Source organism: Arthrobacter sp. JUb115 (assembly GCF_004365035.1).
Classification (GTDB): domain Bacteria; phylum Actinomycetota; class Actinomycetes; order Actinomycetales; family Micrococcaceae; genus Glutamicibacter.
In genome coordinates this window covers 131483-149289 of record NZ_SOBS01000001.1, presented here as the reverse complement: position 1 = coordinate 149289, position 17807 = coordinate 131483, and the positions used below count along the sequence as shown (strand labels likewise).

Here is a 17807-nt window from a genome sequence, read left to right as displayed (position 1 = left end):
CATATTCTTTCATTAGTCGCGGAGGGCCCGAATGGCCATCCATTGAATCCCGATGAAGAGATGAGACGCAAATGACTGACAATGATTGCTTGTTGCAAGCCCGGAGCTGGTTCCATTCCTTGCAGATAGCGTTGGAAGCGGGTGACGCGCCAGCAGCTGTGCAGCTATTTTCGGAGGAGTGCTACTGGCGGGATCTGGCCTCGATGACATGGAACCTTCACACCAGCGAGGGCCGTGACGGGATCGAGAAGATGCTGCTTGGCGTTGAACGAGGCGCGTGGCCGCGGAACATCGAAGTCACCAGCGCACAAGAGGCTGACGGCGTCATTGAAGCCTGGTACACGTTCGAGAACGACGCATTCAACGGGCTTGGATTACTCCGCTTGCGCGATGGGAAGGCCTGGACCCTGCTGAGCACCGCGCAGGGCCTGCGCAAATTCCCCGAACCTGCTGGTCCGCGCCGCGAACTGGGCGCCGAGCACGGCGTAGCGATGAGCAAGGAAAACTGGCTTGATCGACGTACCGCGCAGCAGCAGTCCCTGGGGATCACCGACCAGCCCTACACGCTGATTGTCGGCGGCGGCCAAGGCGGCATAGGCTTGGCCGCTCGGCTCAAGCGCATGGGTGTTCCTGCCCTGGTCATCGATAGGCATCCGCGTCCCGGTGACCAATGGCGTTCGCGCTACCATTCCTTGGCGCTGCACGATCCGGTCTGGTATGACCATATGCCCTACATTGATTTCCCCGACCACTGGCCGGTGTTCACGCCCAAGGACAAGATGGGGGATTGGCTGGAAAGCTACACCAAGCTCATGGAGCTGGACTATTGGTCACTGACTGAAGCGACCAGCGCCCGGCAGGATCCGGAAGGAGAGGGGTGGATCGTCGAGGTAGAACGCGACGGAGTACCGTTGACCCTGCGTCCCATCCAGCTGGTGCTGGCCACCGGCATGTCCGGTATTCCGAACATTCCCCAGTACCCGGGAGCCGAGATCTTCAAAGGCGAGCAGAACCATTCCTCCAAGCATCCAGGCGGCGAACGGTACGCGGGCAAGAACGTCGTGGTTATCGGCGCCAACAACTCCGCACACGATATCTGCGCGGATCTGGTGCAAAACGGGGCCAAGCCGACTATGGTCCAACGTTCCAGCACGCATATCGTGCGCTCCGAATCGCTGATGAAGCATGTGCTGGGCGGACTGTACTCGGAAGAAGCCCTCGCTGCCGGCATAGACCACAACAAGGCAGACCTGATCTTCGCCTCCATCCCGTACAAAGTCCTCCCGGAATTCCATAAGCCGGTCTTCGAGAAAATCCAGCAGGAAGACGCGCACTTCTACAAGTCGCTGGCGGATGCGGGATTCGAGCTGGACTTCGGCGACGACGGTTCAGGGCTGTTCCTCAAGTACCTGCGCCGCGGCTCGGGGTACTACATCAACATCGGTGCCAGCGAGCTGGTGGCCGACGGATCGATTGCTTTGGCCCATGGCGAGGTATCGCACTTGACCGAAGAATCGGTGGTGCTGGCCGATGGCACTCGGCTGCCGGCGGACGCGGTGGTCTACGCCACCGGTTACGGCTCGATGAACGGATGGGCGGCGAAGCTCATCTCCCAGGAAGTCGCGGATGAAGTCGGTAAATGCTGGGGCCTGGGGTCGGGGACCGCTAAGGATCCGGGTCCATGGCAGGGGGAACTGCGCAATATGTGGAAGCCCACCAAGGTCAAGAACCTCTGGTTCCACGGAGGCAACCTGCACCAGTCCAGGCATTATTCGAAGTATCTGGGCTTGCAGCTCAAGGCACGGTACGAGGGCATCGGAACTCCGGTGTATGCGCTCGCCGAAACCTATCATCAATCCTGATAACACCGTTTCCCTGCCCGTGAATCGGTTTCCCGGACCCGGAGCAAGCGCTGTATGGCGCTTCCTCCGGGTCACCCGCGCGTCTGCCACGTGGCGGTTTTCGGGCCTTATCCGGACGTTTCGTTGAACTGCAACGGCCTGGAAATCGCACAACGAATTGAACGGAAAGCCGGATGAACCATGACTCCCACGCTCCTGGCACCTGCGCAGTTTATGAATCGGCGCAGACCGCGGATGCCGCAACAACGCCGGTGCACCGGCCTGCGCGCCGCAGCCGACCCAGCTGCACCATGCTTCCGCGTAAGCCTCGCCATGGGTGCTGGCAAGTACAAATCGGCGGGGAACTGGCACCCGACTGGGATGTCCTTTGCTGGCAGCGACTCAACGAAACAGAACCCTGCAGCGCCCACCATCTATCCAGAGGCCCGCATCCGGCCCCGGGCACGCAACACGATTCCGCGCAAGCCCTTGAATTTATTGGGAAGTGGCCGAAAGCTGTAGCATTGATTAAGGCCAATTTTGCGGCCAAAACCCATTTGATTTTGCATAGCTAGTCGGCATCCGAAAATATTTCTGAAGTCGACGGACGGAAAAGGACACCCCGAGTGGTTTTGAAGCTTTCCACTACCTTCTTGCGCACCTTGCGTGAAGATCCGGTTGACGCCGAAGTCGCCAGCCACAAGTTGTTGGTACGCGCCGGTTACATCCGTCGTGCGGCCCCGGGCATCTACACCTGGTTGCCGTTGGGTTTGAAGGTCCTTGCGCGCGTTGAAGCTATTGTTCGCGAGGAAATGAACGCTATCGGCGGCCAGGAAGTCCACTTCCCAGCGCTGCTGCCACGTGACCCTTACGAACAGACCGGCCGTTGGACCGAATACGGCGAAGGCCTGTTCCGTCTCAAGGACCGCAAAGATGCAGACTACCTCTTGGCACCGACCCATGAGGAAATGTTCACGCTGCTGGTGAAGGATCTGTACAACTCGTACAAGGATCTTCCGGTCTACCTGTACCAGATCCAGAACAAGTACCGCGACGAAGCACGTCCACGCGCGGGCCTGCTGCGTGGCCGCGAATTCATCATGAAGGATTCGTACTCCTTCAACATCGATGATGAAGGCCTGGACGAAGCCTACATGGCTCACCGCGGCGCCTACCTGAAGATCTTCGAGCGCCTGGGTCTGGAAGTTATTCCGGTCTTCGCGCAGGCTGGTGCCATGGGCGGCTCCAAGTCCGAGGAATTCCTGCATCCAACAGCTATTGGCGAGGATACCTTCGTCCGTTCGGCCGGCGGTTACGCAGCCAACGTGGAAGCTGTCACCACCGTAGTGCCAGCGTCCATCGATTACGCCAACGCACCTGCGTTCGAAGTTGTCGATACCCCGGATACCCCGACCATCGAGACGCTGGTTGCCGCGGCCAACGAGCTGCGCCCACGCGAGTCCGGTGCTTGGGAAGCCAAGGACACCCTGAAAAACGTTGTCCTGGCGTTGACCGATCCAGAAGGCAACCGCCAGTTGGTAGTCATCGGTGTTCCAGGCGACCGCCAGGTGGACCTGAAGCGTGTCGAAGCTACCGTAGGTGCCCCGCTGGGCATCATCGGCGAGGTCCAGGTTGAAGCCGCTAGCGGTGAAGACTTGGCCAAGCACCCGGAATTGATTGCCGGCTACATCGGCCCAGGCAACGGCCTGGATCAGGCCGTTCTGGGTACCGAAGGCACCAGCGGCATCACCTACCTGGTTGATCCTCGCGTAGTATCCGGTACCTCGTGGATCACCGGCGCCAACGAAAAGGGCAAGCACGTTTTCGGCTTGGTGGCCGAGCGCGACTTCGGCTTTGACGGCACCATCGAGTCGGTCAACGTGCTAGAGGGCGACCCGGCACCGGACGGCTCGGGCCCATTGCGCACCGAACGCGGTATCGAAATGGGTCATATCTTCCAGCTTGGCCGCAAGTACGCTGAGGCTCTGGATCTGCGGGTCCTGGACCAGAACGGCAAGCTGAAGGTTGTCACCATGGGCTCCTACGGCATTGGCGTCACCCGTGCGGTAGCAGCACTGGCCGAGGCTTACCATGACGAAAACGGTCTGGCATGGCCAAAGCAGGTTGCTCCAGCCGACGTCCACATGGTCGTTACCGGCAAGGGCCCAGAACTGCTTGAGGCTGCTGAGAAGTTGGCCTCAGAACTTGAATCGGCCGGTTTGGAAGTTATCTTGGATGACCGTCCAAAGGTGTCCGCGGGCGTGAAGTTCTCGGATGCAGAACTGATCGGCATTCCAACCATCGTTGTTGTGGGCCGTGGACTTGCTGAGGGCGTAGTTGAGGTCAAGGATCGTGCCACCGGCGAACGCCGCGATGTCAAGGTCGAGGACGTTGTCGCTGAGCTGAGCGCCTAAAAGGCTGTAGCCAATAACTGAATAGGGGAGTAGCGCGGTGCAAGAGTTCTTGGAATTGCTGTCCGTCAACGGTGAACCCGTCTCCTTCTGGCCCCTGGTGTTGCTGCTTCTTGCAGCTTTGGGCGCTGGATGGATTGACGCGGTAGTTGGCGGTGGCGGCCTGATTCAATTGCCCGCGCTGCTTCTTTTCCCCGGCATCACGCCGGTGCAGGCGCTGGCCACGAATAAGCTGGGCTCAATCTTCGGAACGGCTACCAGCGCGGTGACGTACTACCGGCGCACCAGCCCGGATTTGAAGACCGCTATTCCGATGGCATTGACTGCCATGCTCGGTGCCTTCGGCGGAGCTGCGCTGGCCACAATTCTTCCCTCTGGAGCCATTCAGCCCATCATTATCGCAGCGCTCATTGCGGTGCTGCTGTTCACGATCCTGAAGCCCAAAGCCGGGGAGCTGTCGCGCCTGCGCTACGCCGGGCATGGGCATTATCTTCGAGCCATCCTGATTGGGCTGCTGATTGGCGGCTACGACGGGATGATCGGTCCCGGGACTGGATCGTTCTTGATCATCGCCATGGTGACAGTGCTGGGCTACAACTTCTTGCAGTCCTCCGCCAAGGCGAAGATCGTTAACCTTTGCACCAACGCAGGTGCTCTGCTGCTCTTCATCCCCACGGGGCACGTCCTAGTCGCATTAGGCCTGGCCATGGGCGTGATGAATATGCTTGGCGGTTATCTCGGGGCGCGCATGGCGATCTCAAAGGGCAGCGCCTTTATTCGCATTGTTTTCGTGATCGTCGTTTCGGCACTGATTATCAAACTCGGCTCGGACCTGATCCTCGCCGGCAAGTGATAGCTTTAGCGGCCGCTAGCCGCTGATGTGTCGATTGGCGGGTATCCGGCGTAGTGCTGGACATGCTGGGGTTCAATGGCATGGACCATGGAACTGGTCGCCATTTGCGCGATCCTGAAAGTCAAGAAGCTGGAACCCATTGCAGTTTTGTAGAGTTGGGAAACCGTAGTGTGGCTTTCCAGCGGATCTACAACCTGCAACGCTGTGCAACCGATGGATACATACAGGAACCACAAATCGTTGTTCGCCGGATCGAGAGTAGCGATCAGCGCTGGTGGCTGATGCGCGGCCACGAGCGACATGACGTCGTTGACTGTTTCCTCAGGTTGCGCAATGACAATAGGCATGCCCTGGACCCAACCATGTGAACTGAGTTGCGCCCGACCTTGCCTTGAGCCGATCACTTCGCTGACCAGTTCTGCTGTCTTCGAACGCATGAATTGACCTGACATTACCCAACCTCCAATTGACGACCTAGCCACAAGTTGTTAGTTCCCCAATAAGTGGAAGAAAGCGGAGAATTCCGCTCCGTGTTATTGGAGCCAAATTCCGTATCTCAAGCACTTGTTATTCACGATAGCCCCTTTCGGCGCGAATATCGAGAGCAAGTGAATAGGAACGAGATTCATATATCTTTGGAGTCATTCCATGGCGGAGGAAATGGTGGTCGTTGATAAATTGGTTTCGAGTAATACCGCGCAAAACCCGCATGCCATATGCGGGTTATATCTTATAGTGCGGATGGAAATTACGGATCATCCGTGAATTTTAGTGCGCCTCGCGCTGTTTTGGCTCTACCCGAACCCGTGCTCTATTTCGACTCAGGGCAATTAGCAGTCGTGATTATTTCGTGATAATTCAACGAAACGTGAAATACGGCTAAATTCTAGCTGAATCCAAAACTATTTGCCGACTTCGCCAGTCTCCAAGATGCGGTATTCCTCATTCGATCCCTGCTGGCCATTGAGAGTCTGGAAAGCGACGGCGGAAATTTTTGCGCCGGCTGCACCATCGCTAACGCCCGCTGCTACGACCAATGCATCAGCAAAATCCCCTTCGGCTTCCGCGGATAGGGCAGCCAGGTCTTCGAGGCCGCCTTCGGGTAGCGCATAGGCGGGTTCACGCAGGTCTGCGCACTGTTCGTCAACGGCCGCGCGCAGGCCGCGAAGCTGGCGTCCCAGCTCGCTGCGTCGAGCTTCGACGGCTTCCTTGGCGCTGTCGGCACCACGTGCAGCCGTGAGCTGCAGAAGGAAATCTAGTGCATAGCCGCGGTCCAGGGCCCGGGCGACGGCCGTTGGTTCGATGTTCTGCGCTTCGGTGATTTCCTTCGCGGGGTCCAGCAGCTCCTCATTAGGCAGGCAGGCTACTGGCTGGTCTTTCTGCTCTTCTTCACCCGAGACTGCACTCAGTGGCAAGGCCAAGTCCACATCACGCTCTTCTCCCAAAGATGCAACAGCGCTGCGGGCGTCCAGATTGATCTGGAAAGCAATCTGGGCCAGCTTCGAATCCCTGGACAGCGACGGTTCTGCAAAGGCAGGCATCGCTGACGATGCGTCGGCGACATTCGTGGCAAGCGCAACCAGCGCGTCGGGGGAGAAGGTTTGCGGCAATGCCGCAGGCTCTTGGTCGTCGAAGCGCAATTCACCGAGCACCGCTGACCCCTGCGACAAGGAAGTCGCCAATGCGGATAGCCTCGAAGCGTTATCCTCGGGTGCCAGCTGGGCCAAGGCTTGGGCCTGAGATGCCAGGTCTGCCAGCTTTGCTCCGTATTCCCACGTCATGCGGGCATCGGCGCTGGCCTCATTGACCTGTTCGGGCAGGCCCCGCTCCACCAGGGCGCCTCGGAAGATGGTGCTGCCAATGCCCCACGTCACGGCAACGGCAACTGCACCAGCCAGTACCGGAGCAATCCAGCCTGGAGCGCGGCGTACTTGCCTGTCGGTGCGACGGGCGGAATGGGGCGATTTTTCAGTCATAGCGTTTCGATCATGCCATGATCAATGCAGGTAAAGAGGGCAATAGCGGTGTCGAGCGCCACGATGGATAGAAAATGGGCGTGAGTTCCTTCACCTGTGCCCGTTTAGATGTTCTCAATGAGCGGAACGCAATATAGGCTTAACGGACAACATCGAATAGCGTGGGAGGATATCCATGACCGGAATGCCGGCCGATACCGAACAGGAAGCGCAGCGTCTGACTGCATTGCTCTCCAAGGAAGTAGAATCCCACGGGCTTCTCCTGGAGGAAGTCGCCTTGCGTCCCTCCGGCAAGCAGATGATCGTGCAGATCATCGTCGACAAGGCCGACGGTCACGAAACGCTGACTCTCGATGAACTTGGTGAAGTTACCACCACCATCTCCAACGCTCTGGACAAGGACGCCGTCTACGCATCGTCGGCTCCTTACGAACTCGAAGTCAGTTCCCCAGGACTCTCCCGCCCATTGACTGCCCAGCGCCACTGGATCCGCGCCCTCAACCGCATGGTCAAGATTTCGCTGGCCGACGGCACGAAGCTTCGCGGGCGCCTGCTTGAGGTCAACGACGGCGACGTGTTGATTGCTGAGCACCGCGAGCCGGCCAAGAAGGGCATGAAGGTCAAGGTGCTCGATCCTGCGGCCTATGCCTTCGAAAATATCCGTAAAGCTGTTGTCGATCCAGAGCTGAACTTCGATGACGCACTATTTGACACTGCCGATACTGAAGATTTGGAGGGCTAAGCGTGGATATCGATCTGAATGCGCTGCGCATCCTGGAAAAAGACCGCGACATCCCAATGGATGTTTTGATTCCGACCATCGAGTCGGCACTGCTGCTGGCTTACAACAAGACCGAAGGCGCCATGCCTGGCGCCCGCGCTCACATTGAGCGCAGCAACGGCCATGTGGCGATCCTGGTAGAGGACCGCGACAACGCCGGCGTGCTGCTGGGCGAATTCGACGACACCCCGCACGGTTTCGGCCGCATCGCCGCCTCCACCGCCCGCCAGGTAATCATGCAGCGCCTGCGTGAAGCTGAAGATGCGCAGGTTGTCGGCGAGTTCGCAGCCCGCGTTGGCACCCTGATCTCCGGCGTCATCCAGCAGGGCTACTCCTCGCATATGGTGCAGGTCAAGATCGGTGATCTGGAAGCGCTGCTGCCACCAGTTGAGCAGTCCCCAGGCGAGAAGTACCAGCACGGAAACCGCCTGCGCGCCTACGTTGTTTCCGCTGAGCGCGGCAACAAGGGCCCAGCCGTTACCCTGTCCCGTTCCCACCCGAACCTGGTTCGCCTGCTGTTCGAAATGGAAGTTCCAGAAATCGCTGACGGCACCGTCACGGTCGAGGCACTGGCTCGTGAAGCTGGCCACCGTACCAAGATTGCTGTGCGCGCAACCAAGGCCGGTGTCAACGCCAAGGGCGCTTGCATCGGTGAAATGGGAACCCGCGTGCGCGCCGTGATGAACGAACTGAACGACGAGAAGATCGACATCGTTGACTACAACGAGGATCCAGCGAAGTTCATCGCCGCGGCCCTGTCTCCATCGAAGGTCGTCTCGGTAGAGATCCTGGACGAAGCCGAACGCCGTGCTCGCGTGGTTGTTCCCGACTCCCAGCTCTCGCTGGCAATCGGCAAGGAAGGCCAGAACGCTCGCCTTGCTGCCAAGTTGACCGGCTGGCGCATTGACATCCTGGCTGCCTCGGGCGGCAAGGAACCGCAGCTCTAAGCAGCTGCGGGAAATAATTCCAGTTCAGCGTGTTGGAAGCCTAGCTGCGTGTGAGCCACAACTCATGCGTGCTATGGCGTCCAAACGCGCTAGACTAGTAGATGGCTCGTAATAACTAGGGAAGGTGGCGACGGCGCTCGCATGAAGCTGCATCAGCAACGCACGTGCATTGGCTGTCGAACCGTAACCAGTAAAAATGAGCTGCTCCGTTGGGTCCTGAAAGACGGTACACCGCTGCATGCGGTGAGTTTGGATCAACAGGGTTCCGCTTCCGGGCGGGGCACTTGGACCCACGGGACCGAAAAGTGTGTGCAGCAAGCGGTGCAGCGCCGGGCGTTCGCGCGGGCCTTCAGGTCTGCGGTAGACGATTCGCAGGTGCTGCAGGAATTCACTGCATACGAAGATCAGCTGGCAAGCAACCAGCTATCTGGCAAACATGATGAAAGCGGGTCAGAAATCTGATGGCAACCCGATGAGTCGGCAATGCTGAGCGCACAACGATGAACAATCAGTTCTGCGTGATCCACCGTGCGACGGAAGAATTTCACGAATTACACAGCTGATCTGCCAGACCGCTGATCTAAAGATTTATCTTTTGATACCGGGGTTTGAGCAGATCACATCGACACAGGAGAGATGTGGCTAAACCCCGCGTTCACGAGCTCGCTAAAGAGCTCGGAATCACTTCAAAAGAAGCACTAACCAAGTTGCAGGACATGGGCGAATTCGTTCGCTCGGCATCCTCGACCGTTGAACCGCCAGTAGCGCGCAAGCTGCGCGACGCATTCCCAGGTTCCAACGGTGCCGCTAAGCCAGCAGCTGCTGCCAAGCCAGCCGCCGCCAAGCCAGCGACCCCTGGAGCACCGAAGTCGGCTTCCAAGCCGGCTGCTACCCCAGGTGCCTCGGCCCCGAAGCCAGGCGTTAAGCCAGCTGCGGCAGCTCCGGCTCCTGCAGCCCCAGCTGCCCCAGCCGCACCTGCGGCGCCTGCAGCTCCGGTCGCGAAGGCAACCCCTGGCGCTCCATTGCCAGGTGCAGCCCCGGCACCGAAGCCAGGTGCCAAGCCAGCTCCGAAGCCAGGCGCTCCACGCCCAGGCAACAGCCCGTTCTCTTCCCAGCAGGGTATGCGCGGCGCTGAGTCCGGCGAACGCCGTGGTGGCGGCAACCGCGAAGGCGGTCGTGCCCCACGTCCAGGCGCACCTCGTCCGGGCGGTCCACGCCCAGGCAACAACCCGTTCTCCTCGCAGCAGGGTATGCGCGGCGAAGGCGGCCAGGGCGGTCCTCGCCCACCACGCGACGGCCAGCGCGGTCCACGCCCAGCAGGTGCCGGCGGTCCACGTCCGGCTCGTGACGGCCAGGGCGGTCCACGTCCGGCGCGTGACGGCCAGCGCGGTCCACGTCCAGCAGGTGCCGGCGGTCCACGCCCAGCAGGCCAGGGCGCTCCACGCCCAGCCGGCGCAGGTGGCCCACGCCCAGCAGGTGCCGGCGGTCCACGCCCAGGTGCTGGCGCAGGTACCACGGCAACCCCGCGCATGATGCCTAACCGCACCGATCGTCCAGCGCCAGCAGGCGGCGGACGTCCAGGTGCAGGTGCCGGCGGCCGCGGTCGCCCAGGTGGCGGCAGCGGTGGCGGCAGCGGTACCGGTGGCGGCTTCCGCCCAGGTGCACCACGCGGTCGCGGTGGCGTTGGCGGTGCTTTCGGCAAGGGAGGCGCCGGTCGCGGCAAGCAGCGCAAGTCCAAGCGTGCAAAGCGCCAGGAATTGGAGCAGATGAGTGCTCCGTCATTGGGCGGCGTGAATGTTCCACGCGGCAACGGCGACACCGAGATCCGTCTGCGCCGCGGCGCGTCGATCACCGACTTCGCCGACAAGATTGGCGCGAACCCAGCAGCACTGGTGACCGTACTGTTCCACCTCGGTGAAATGGCTACCGCCACCCAGTCGCTGGATGAGGCAACCTTCGAGGTACTCGGCGAAGAGCTGGGCTACAAGGTGCTTGTCGTCTCCCCTGAGGACGAAGACAAGGAACTGCTCGAAGGCTTCGGCCTGGACCTGGACGCCGAACTTGAGGCTGAAGGCGAAGACGTGCTTGAAGAGCGCGCCCCAGTCATCACCATCATGGGCCACGTCGACCACGGTAAGACCCGACTGCTGGATGCTATCCGCAAGTCGAACGTTATCGAGGGCGAGCATGGCGGCATCACCCAGCACATCGGTGCGTACCAGATCAACCACATCCATGAGGGCCGCGATCGCGCAATGACCTTCATCGATACCCCGGGCCACGAGGCGTTCACCGCCATGCGTGCCCGTGGTGCCGAGGTCACTGACGTGGCCGTGCTGGTTGTCGCCGCGGATGACGGCGTCATGCCGCAGACCGTGGAAGCACTGAACCACGCACAGGCTGCCGGCGTGCCGATCATCGTCGCTGTGAACAAGATCGATAAGGAAGGCGCCAACCCTGACAAGGTCATGGGCCAGCTGACCGAATACGGTTTGGTTCCAGAAGAATACGGTGGCGACACCATGTTCGTGAAGGTTTCGGCACTGCAGAAGCAGGGCATCGACGAGCTGCTGGACGCTGTCCTGCTGACCTCGGACGTGCTTGAGCTCAAGGCCAACCCGGACAAGTCCGCTCGTGGCGTGGCCATTGAAGCGAACCTGGATAAGGGCCGCGGTTCGGTTGTTACCGTCCTGGTCCAGTCCGGTACCCTCTGCGTTGGCGACACCATGGTGGTGGGCACCGCCCACGGCCGCGTGCGTGCAATGTTCAACGAGAACGGCGAAAACCTCGACGTGGCACTGCCATCGCGTCCGGTACAGGTCCTGGGCATGTCCTCGGTCCCGCGTGCTGGCGACGGCTTCCTGATCACCGAAGACGAGCGCACCGCCCGCCAGATCGCTGACAAGCGCGAAACCGCAGAGCGCAACGCAATGCTGGCCAAGCGCCGCAAGCGCATCACCTTGGAAGACTTCGACAAGGCTGTTGCCGATGGCAAGATCGATACCCTGAACCTGATCCTCAAGGGTGACGCTTCCGGTGCTGTTGAAGCACTGGAAGACTCGCTGATGAAGATCGAGGTCGGCGACGATGTGCAGCTGCGCGTGATCCACCGCGGTGTCGGTGCGATCACCCAAAACGACGTCAACTTGGCAACCGTGGACAACGCCATCATCATTGGCTTCAACGTCCGCCCAGCCGAGCGCGTGGCAGAACTGGCCGACAAGGAGGGCGTCGACATGCGCTTCTACTCGGTCATCTACTCCGCTATCGACGACATCGAGAATGCGCTCAAGGGCATGCTCAAGCCGGAGTTCGAAGAAGTGGCCCTCGGCACCGCCGAGATCCGCATGGTCTTCCGCTCCTCGAAGTTCGGCAACATTGCCGGTTCGATCATCCGCTCGGGCACCATCAAGCGCAACACCAAGGCTCGCCTGGTACGCGACGGCAACGTCGTGGGCGACAACCTGAACATCGATTCGCTGCGCCGCGAAAAGGACGATGTCACCGAGGTCCGCGAGGGCTTCGAATGCGGTATCGGCCTGGGGTCGTTCAACGACATCAAGGAAGGCGACATCATCGAGACCTTCGAGATGCGCGAAAAGCCACGCGACTAATTGCCGACAAGCAATTAGCAGTGTGACTCACTGATTCGTGGGCGTTTGACCGATAAGCTTTGGTCAAGCGCCCACGAGTTTTGAACCATTAGGAGAAAACCATGGCTGATTCAGCCCGCGCCGCACGCCTGGCTAAGCGCGTACAGGTCCTCATGGCCCAGTCGCTGCGCAACGTCATCAAGGACGAGCGCATTGACAACGTCACCGTGACCGACGCTCGCGTCACCAACGACCTGCAGCACGCTACGGTGTACTACACCGTCTTTGGCGATGACGAGATGAAGAAGGACATCGCTACCATGCTGGAAAAGCGTGGCGGTGCCCTGCGCAAGGAATTGGGCCGCAATCTGACCATCCGCCTGACCCCGACGCTGGCATTCGTCGCCGACGAAATCCCCGAGGGTGCCTCGCACCTGGAGGAATTGCTGGCCAAGGCCCGCGAGAAGGACGCCGAGGTTGCAGCTCTGCGCGAAGGCAAGGACTTCGCCGGAGACCAGGACCCGTACAAGAAGGACGAGGACGCCGAAGAAGCCTAAGGGCTTCTGGGCTTCATCCTGACTGGACCAACGCCCCGGCCAGCACGTATTGCGTGCTGGCCGGGGCGTTGTGCGTTGGCCTCGATTACCCTCACAGCGAAGCGCGAATCCCTGCCGAAGGCTGGTCGCCGGGAAGATGGTGGGATAGCGTGATCAGAAACCGCCGGATCCGACCAAAGGTGCAGCACATGCCAGAATTCACCACAACATTGAGCGCAACCGGCGGGAACAACGTGGGCATCGTGGTTCCCGATGGCATCGTGCTCGGATTCGGCCGCGGCAAGCGCGTGCCGGTCATCGTGTGCATTGACGGGGACTATACGTACCGGAACAGCATTTCCTCCATGCACGGGCAGTTCCTCATTTCCTTCAGCTCCGAGACCCGTGCTGCCACGGGCAAGGGTGCGGGCGACGAAATCAGCGTGAAACTCGAACTCGACGAAGAGCCGCGCACCGTCGAAATCCCTGAATCGCTGGCCGTGCTGCTCTCCGCCGAGCCCGAGCTGCTGGACGCCTGGAACAAGCTGTCCTACAGCAAGCAGCGCGGCCACGTGGACCCCATCGTGGCTGCCCGCGGCGAGGACACCAGGACGCGCCGGGTCGAGAAGGTCATCAAGACGCTGCGCAGCCACTAGCCTGCCGGGGCCATGCCCGCTGAGCCAGCAGGCCAGCCAGCCCCGGTCGCAGTCGGCAGCCGTGTGAACAACCCACCGGTGCCCCAAAGCTACTGCACGGTGAATTGCAGGCGCTGCCAGCCGCTGGCGCCATTGGGCACCGGGTTGGCTTTCTCGCTGGTCTGCAGCTTGCCCTGTGCATCATAGGCGCGGACGGTTGCCGAGTGCGTTCCGGGTGCTGCGTCCTTCCATACGAAGCGCCACTGCCGCCAGGTATCCAACGAGGCTTCGGTCGCCAGTTGGGCATCTGCCCACGGTCCGTCATCGATCTGCACCTGCACACGCGAAATGCCCCGGGTCTGCGCCCATGCAGTTCCGCCCAAGACGACTTCTCCGGCAGGCACCTGGGCGAACGGGCGAGGGGTATCGATGCGGGAAGACATCTTGATTGGACCGCGTTCGGACCAGCCGCGAGTAGTCCAGTAGGCCGCCTTGTCCTGGAACCGCGTCACTTCCAAATCGACCACCCATTTGGTGGCCGACACGTAGCCGTAGAGACCTGGAACCACCATGCGCACCGGGAAACCATGCTCGAAAGGCAGCGGCTCGCCGTTCATGCCGATGGCCAGCAAAGCCATCCGGTCGTCGGTGAGCGCTTGGAGCGGGGTGGAGGCACTGAAACCGTCGTGCGAAGTCGAAAGCACCATATCCGCGCCGGCCTGCGGAACCGCGCGCTCCAGCAGCTTACGCAGCGGGTAGCCCAGCCATTTCGCGTTGCCTACCAGATCGCCGCCGACGGGATTCGACACGCAAGTGAGCGTCAGATAGGTTTCCACGAGTTCTTCGCCCAGCAGCTCGTCGAAGTTCACGGTGAATTCCTTCTCCACCATGCCGTGCACGCGCAGCGACCACTGGTTCGGGTCGATCTGCGGCACCGAAAGCGCGGTATCGATGCGGTAGAAATCCTGGTTGGGAGTCACGAAGCGGGGCATGTCCGCTACTTCTACCTGCACACCTTCGGGCAGGGGTTCCGCCTTGGTCCGGGCCGCAGGCAGGCGCAAGGCCTTGCGTGCGGCGGCGGCCATATTCCGCGATGCCGACAGCGAGGTGGAAACACCGGTGGAGACGGCCGCGGCGGCCAGGGACAGGGCTGCGCCTATCAAGAACTTCCTGCGGCTTGGACCCGTCGCGTTGGCGCCCTCGTCCTGCCTTGGGGCCGCGGCCACAGCCAGCCGGGTCAGCCACTGCAGAAGCCCGATACCGGCGATCGCGCCCAGTACCGTCGGGATGATATCCAGCAGGCTGGTGGAAGCACGAGCGGCCACGGCACTGGAGAGCAGTACGGCCAAGCCGATGATGGCCGTGCAGGCCAGCGCAAAACTTCGCTTGGCGATCAGGCCGATCATCGCCGCCAGGACTGCGGCGGCTGCACCGATGGAAATGAATAACGCCAACTTGTCATTGGTCCCGAAGGTCGCGATGGCGAAGTCCTTGAGCCATGGGGGAGTCAGGTCGATGATGGCTGAACCCAGCGCGAAAAACGGCGAGGATGCATTGTTGAAAAATGCCGAGGCGAATTGGGCCACGGCAAACATGATTGCGGCCGAGCAAATTCCAGCCACCGCGTGGAATACGAGTTTACTGCTGCTGCGCTTCTGCCAAATGCCCACTGCCACTCACCTCATGCGTTGCGGTCCATGTTCCCCTGCAGAATGCAGGGGAACAACTTCTCACAGTGTTTTCGGAACGGGCAGCATTGCGGATTGGAACAGGCTACAAGAACTTCCGCACGCTCACAGCGATTGGACCATGATGGGGTCTGTTGTCGGGGCAGGGGAGCCGGTGGCCGGCTCGACCGTGATCCCGAAGTGCGTGATGCCCTTCATTGGATCCGAAACCATGATCATGCCGTTGGCATCACCGCCGGTGAGCATTCCCGCAGGAACCGCCCCTTCTGCCGAGATCAGCCACAGCTCGTAGCCTTTGTCGCTGGACAGGGCTGGCATGCCCGAGGTGGACACCGCCATCAGGCCTTCGTCGGCAGAATAGGACAGCGTGATTCGCGCGCCGTCATCCAGTGTCTGCGTTTTCGACTTGGCATCTGGGGCAGCCAGGATCCGGCTGAGCTCTTCTTGATGCGAGGCCATGGCGGCCATCTGGCTTTCCAGCTCGCGCTGCTGGGAATTCTGGTTGATGGCCAAGCCGCCCAGAGCCACCGCTGCGAGCAGCAGGACGCCGGCGGCCAAGGCGAAGAAGCGCTGCGGGCCGCGTTCTGCGCCAGGTTGCGGGGCCTGGTGCGTTGCAGTGGTTTCGGTTTCACGTTCAGCAGGAGCAGCTGGTTCAGCAGGAGCAGCTGGTTCAGCAGGAGCTATTGGGTCCTGTGCCTGGGCGCCGTCGTGATCGAGGGCCGTCTCCTGCACAGGTGCCAATTGCTCGGTAGTGCGGATAGCGGCCATGATGTTGTTCTTCAGCCGGGCCGGAGGATTGACCGGTTGCGCTGACAAGCCGAGCAGTCCAGCAGTTTCCTGCAGGGCATCCAGTTCCCGGCGTGCCTGGGCAGAGTCGGGACCCCCATGCTGGAGGGCTTCGCGTTCCTTGTCTTCCAGAGCATCCAGGGCGAAGCTGTCGGTCAGCTCGTTCTCGTGCTTGTCCATTACGCCGCTCCCATCAGTTCTCGAAGTTTGCCCATTCCATCGCGTATTCGCGTTTTCGCGGTTCCCACCGGTATTTTCAGCAGCTCTGCGACTTCCGTGTGGGTGTATCCGCCGAAGTAGGCCAGGTGTATCGCCTCGCGTTGCGGGGCGGTGAGCCGCTGCAGGGCTTGGGCTACGCGCATGGTCTCGTCGTGCAAGATGGCATTCTCTTCCACGTCGTCGTAGCTGTCCTGGAATTCCTTGATTCCAACGCGCAAATCCCGGTCCTGGCTCGCTTGGCTTGCTCGCACCCGGTCGACGGCCCGGCGGTGGGCAATAGTCAGCAGCCATGATGCTGCCGTGCCACGCGTCGGATCAAAGCGCCTTGCCTGTTGCCACGCTTCGACAAACACTTCCTGGGTAACTTCTTCGCTCTGTGCATTATCGCGAAGCACCCGCAGCACGAGTCCGAAGACCCGTGAAGCCATGGCATCATAGAGCGATTCGAAGGCAGATTCATCTCCCAGCGCGACCTGTTGCAGCAGGACGTCTGGCGTTTTCACGGAATCGTCTTCCATGGCATCGAGTCTATTGGAACTCATGAATCCTAGGGTCTCATGCATCTGTGGCTAAGCGGCTATCTGCTGTGGCGTGGCGTTTTGCGAAAAGATCCGTCCAAGGGAACCAGGTTCCCGTTGCACCGGCGAAGGTGATGCCTGGAAGGTATTCCATGCACCACCTTCATGCCAGCGGCCTTGATGATTCTGGCGATACTACTTCTTTGCCGGTGGCATCAGGACGGTGTCCACCAGGTACACGGTTGCGTTGGCGGTCTGCACGCCGCCGCAGATGACCGAAGCCCCGTTGACTTCCAGATCGTCGCCGCTACCGGTGACTTCCACCTCTTCGCCCTGGACCGTTGCGTGGGTTCCGGGAAGATCATCTGGTGCAATCTGGCCGGAAACGACGTGGTAGGTCAGGATGCTGGTCAGGGTGTCGGCATCCTTGGCAACTGCGGACAGGTCATCCTTCGGGATTGCCGCGAAGGCGTCGTCAACCGGTGCGAAGACGGTGAATTCGCCGCCATTGAGGGTATCGACGAGATCGACATCAGGATTCAGCTCACCGGAGACTGCAGAAGTCAGGGTGGTCAGCAGCGGGTTGTTCGAGGCAGCGACGGCCACTGGATCCTGGGCCATTCCGGCTACCGAGCCATCACCGGTCGGGACTGCTTCGGCGTAGGCCGCGCAACCCTTGCCCACAAGATTGCTTGCTGGATCCATTGCCGATTCGCTGGCCATGGGCGAGCTGCTTTCCGAGGCGGACGCCGTGGGCGATTCCATGGTTTCCGAACCGGTCGAGCAGGCGCTCAGTCCCATGGCGGCGACTGCGATGAGCCCGAATGCTCCAGCGACTTTGCTGTATGTGCGCTTCATGATTTTCTCCTTGCTTCGCCGCGACTGATGTCGTCGGTCCTTTTCCTGTCCGTGCGGATCAGGTTGTCAATGAGCATTCGGGGCAGGTTGCCCGACGGATTGGATTCTCTTGGAAATTTTTTTTGCGTCTTGCTGGCAGGCCGTGAAGCTGCCGGATCCGCGGGC

The 17807-nt window shown here is 60.7% G+C and carries 15 protein-coding genes; 9 read left to right on the top strand and 6 right to left on the bottom strand.

Annotation, left to right across the window (positions count from 1 at the left end; translation table 11 throughout):
• The first annotated feature begins 71 nt into the window (after nucleotides 1–71).
• The 3 genes from EDF61_RS00700 to EDF61_RS00690 all read left to right on the top strand — a co-directional run bounded on the left by EDF61_RS00700 (nucleotide 72) and on the right by EDF61_RS00690 (nucleotide 5105).
• Nucleotides 72–1862: an NAD(P)/FAD-dependent oxidoreductase gene (locus EDF61_RS00700; RefSeq protein WP_133832998.1), complete on the top strand. Its 1791-nt coding sequence runs from the start codon at nucleotides 72–74 to the stop codon at nucleotides 1860–1862.
• Between the two features lie 605 nt (nucleotides 1863–2467).
• Entirely contained in the window at nucleotides 2468–4255 is a 1788-nt protein-coding gene (locus EDF61_RS00695) for a proline--tRNA ligase (protein WP_133832997.1), read from the top strand.
• A gap of 37 nt (nucleotides 4256–4292) precedes the next feature.
• Nucleotides 4293–5105: a TSUP family transporter gene (locus tag EDF61_RS00690; RefSeq protein WP_181148826.1), complete on the top strand. Its 813-nt coding sequence runs from the start codon at nucleotides 4293–4295 to the stop codon at nucleotides 5103–5105.
• A gap of 5 nt (nucleotides 5106–5110) precedes the next feature.
• Here EDF61_RS00690 and EDF61_RS00685 read toward each other — a convergent pair whose 3' ends face one another.
• A complete protein-coding gene (locus tag EDF61_RS00685) occupies nucleotides 5111–5542 on the bottom strand; it encodes a hypothetical protein (protein WP_133832996.1) in 432 nt (143 codons plus the stop codon).
• A gap of 465 nt (nucleotides 5543–6007) precedes the next feature.
• Entirely contained in the window at nucleotides 6008–7081 is a 1074-nt protein-coding gene (locus EDF61_RS00680; protein WP_133832995.1) for a hypothetical protein, read from the bottom strand.
• Nucleotides 7082–7256: 175 nt separating this feature from the next.
• On the opposite strand from EDF61_RS00680, the gene rimP reads away from it, so the two are divergent.
• The 6 genes from rimP (at nucleotide 7257) to EDF61_RS00650 (ending at nucleotide 13594) form a co-directional block, all read left to right on the top strand.
• The gene (gene rimP / locus EDF61_RS00675; RefSeq protein WP_105657278.1) at nucleotides 7257–7823 is read left to right on the top strand and encodes a ribosome maturation factor RimP; all 567 of its coding nucleotides are present in this window, start codon (nucleotides 7257–7259) and stop codon (nucleotides 7821–7823) included.
• A gap of 2 nt (nucleotides 7824–7825) precedes the next feature.
• Entirely contained in the window at nucleotides 7826–8809 is a 984-nt protein-coding gene (nusA, locus tag EDF61_RS00670) for a transcription termination factor NusA (RefSeq protein WP_105661830.1), read from the top strand.
• Nucleotides 8810–8950: 141 nt separating this feature from the next.
• Nucleotides 8951–9271 carry a YlxR family protein gene (locus EDF61_RS00665; protein ID WP_105657280.1) on the top strand — a complete coding sequence of 107 codons (321 nt, stop codon included), beginning with the start codon at nucleotides 8951–8953 and terminating at the stop codon, nucleotides 9269–9271.
• 176 nt (nucleotides 9272–9447) lie between these two features.
• Nucleotides 9448–12423 (top strand): translation initiation factor IF-2, encoded by a 2976-nt coding sequence (infB, locus tag EDF61_RS00660; RefSeq protein ID WP_133832994.1) that lies wholly within the window; start codon nucleotides 9448–9450, stop codon nucleotides 12421–12423.
• A 101-nt stretch (nucleotides 12424–12524) separates the two neighbouring features.
• On the top strand, nucleotides 12525–12959 hold the full coding sequence (gene rbfA / locus EDF61_RS00655; RefSeq protein WP_105657282.1) for a 30S ribosome-binding factor RbfA: 435 nt from the start codon (nucleotides 12525–12527) through the stop codon (nucleotides 12957–12959).
• Nucleotides 12960–13147: 188 nt separating this feature from the next.
• Nucleotides 13148–13594, top strand: a complete 447-nt coding sequence (locus tag EDF61_RS00650) for a YdeI/OmpD-associated family protein (RefSeq protein ID WP_133832993.1) — start codon at nucleotides 13148–13150, stop codon at nucleotides 13592–13594.
• Nucleotides 13595–13683: 89 nt separating this feature from the next.
• Here EDF61_RS00650 and EDF61_RS00645 read toward each other — a convergent pair whose 3' ends face one another.
• The 4 genes from EDF61_RS00645 to EDF61_RS00630 form a co-directional block, all read right to left on the bottom strand.
• A complete protein-coding gene (locus EDF61_RS00645; RefSeq protein WP_105657310.1) occupies nucleotides 13684–15168 on the bottom strand; it encodes a molybdopterin-dependent oxidoreductase in 1485 nt (494 codons plus the stop codon).
• A gap of 198 nt (nucleotides 15169–15366) precedes the next feature.
• Complete coding sequence (locus EDF61_RS00640; RefSeq protein ID WP_133832992.1) at nucleotides 15367–16227, bottom strand: anti-sigma factor; 861 nt, start codon at nucleotides 16225–16227, stop codon at nucleotides 15367–15369.
• Entirely contained in the window at nucleotides 16227–16808 is a 582-nt protein-coding gene (sigK, locus tag EDF61_RS00635) for an ECF RNA polymerase sigma factor SigK (RefSeq protein WP_286172043.1), read from the bottom strand. Before sigK ends, EDF61_RS00640 begins: the two co-directional genes overlap by 1 nt.
• 171 nt (nucleotides 16809–16979) lie before the next feature.
• Complete coding sequence (locus EDF61_RS00630; RefSeq protein WP_105657286.1) at nucleotides 16980–17642, bottom strand: fasciclin domain-containing protein; 663 nt, start codon at nucleotides 17640–17642, stop codon at nucleotides 16980–16982.
• Nucleotides 17643–17807 lie beyond the last annotated feature (165 nt).

Coding starts and splice junctions, on each gene's coding strand:
- EDF61_RS00700 (WP_133832998.1), top strand. CDS start 72: ATGACTGACAATGATTGCTTGTTGCAAGCCCGGAGCTGGTTCCATTCC.
- EDF61_RS00685 (WP_133832996.1), bottom strand. CDS start 5,542: ATGCGTTCGAAGACAGCAGAACTGGTCAGCGAAGTGATCGGCTCAAGG.
- EDF61_RS00680 (WP_133832995.1), bottom strand. CDS start 7,081: ATGACTGAAAAATCGCCCCATTCCGCCCGTCGCACCGACAGGCAAGTA.
- rimP (WP_105657278.1), top strand. CDS start 7,257: ATGACCGGAATGCCGGCCGATACCGAACAGGAAGCGCAGCGTCTGACT.
- EDF61_RS00665 (WP_105657280.1), top strand. CDS start 8,951: ATGAAGCTGCATCAGCAACGCACGTGCATTGGCTGTCGAACCGTAACC.
- rbfA (WP_105657282.1), top strand. CDS start 12,525: ATGGCTGATTCAGCCCGCGCCGCACGCCTGGCTAAGCGCGTACAGGTC.
- EDF61_RS00650 (WP_133832993.1), top strand. CDS start 13,148: ATGCCAGAATTCACCACAACATTGAGCGCAACCGGCGGGAACAACGTG.
- EDF61_RS00645 (WP_105657310.1), bottom strand. CDS start 15,168: ATGTTTGCCGTGGCCCAATTCGCCTCGGCATTTTTCAACAATGCATCC.
- EDF61_RS00640 (WP_133832992.1), bottom strand. CDS start 16,227: ATGGACAAGCACGAGAACGAGCTGACCGACAGCTTCGCCCTGGATGCT.
- sigK (WP_286172043.1), bottom strand. CDS start 16,808: ATGAGTTCCAATAGACTCGATGCCATGGAAGACGATTCCGTGAAAACG.
- EDF61_RS00630 (WP_105657286.1), bottom strand. CDS start 17,642: ATGAAGCGCACATACAGCAAAGTCGCTGGAGCATTCGGGCTCATCGCA.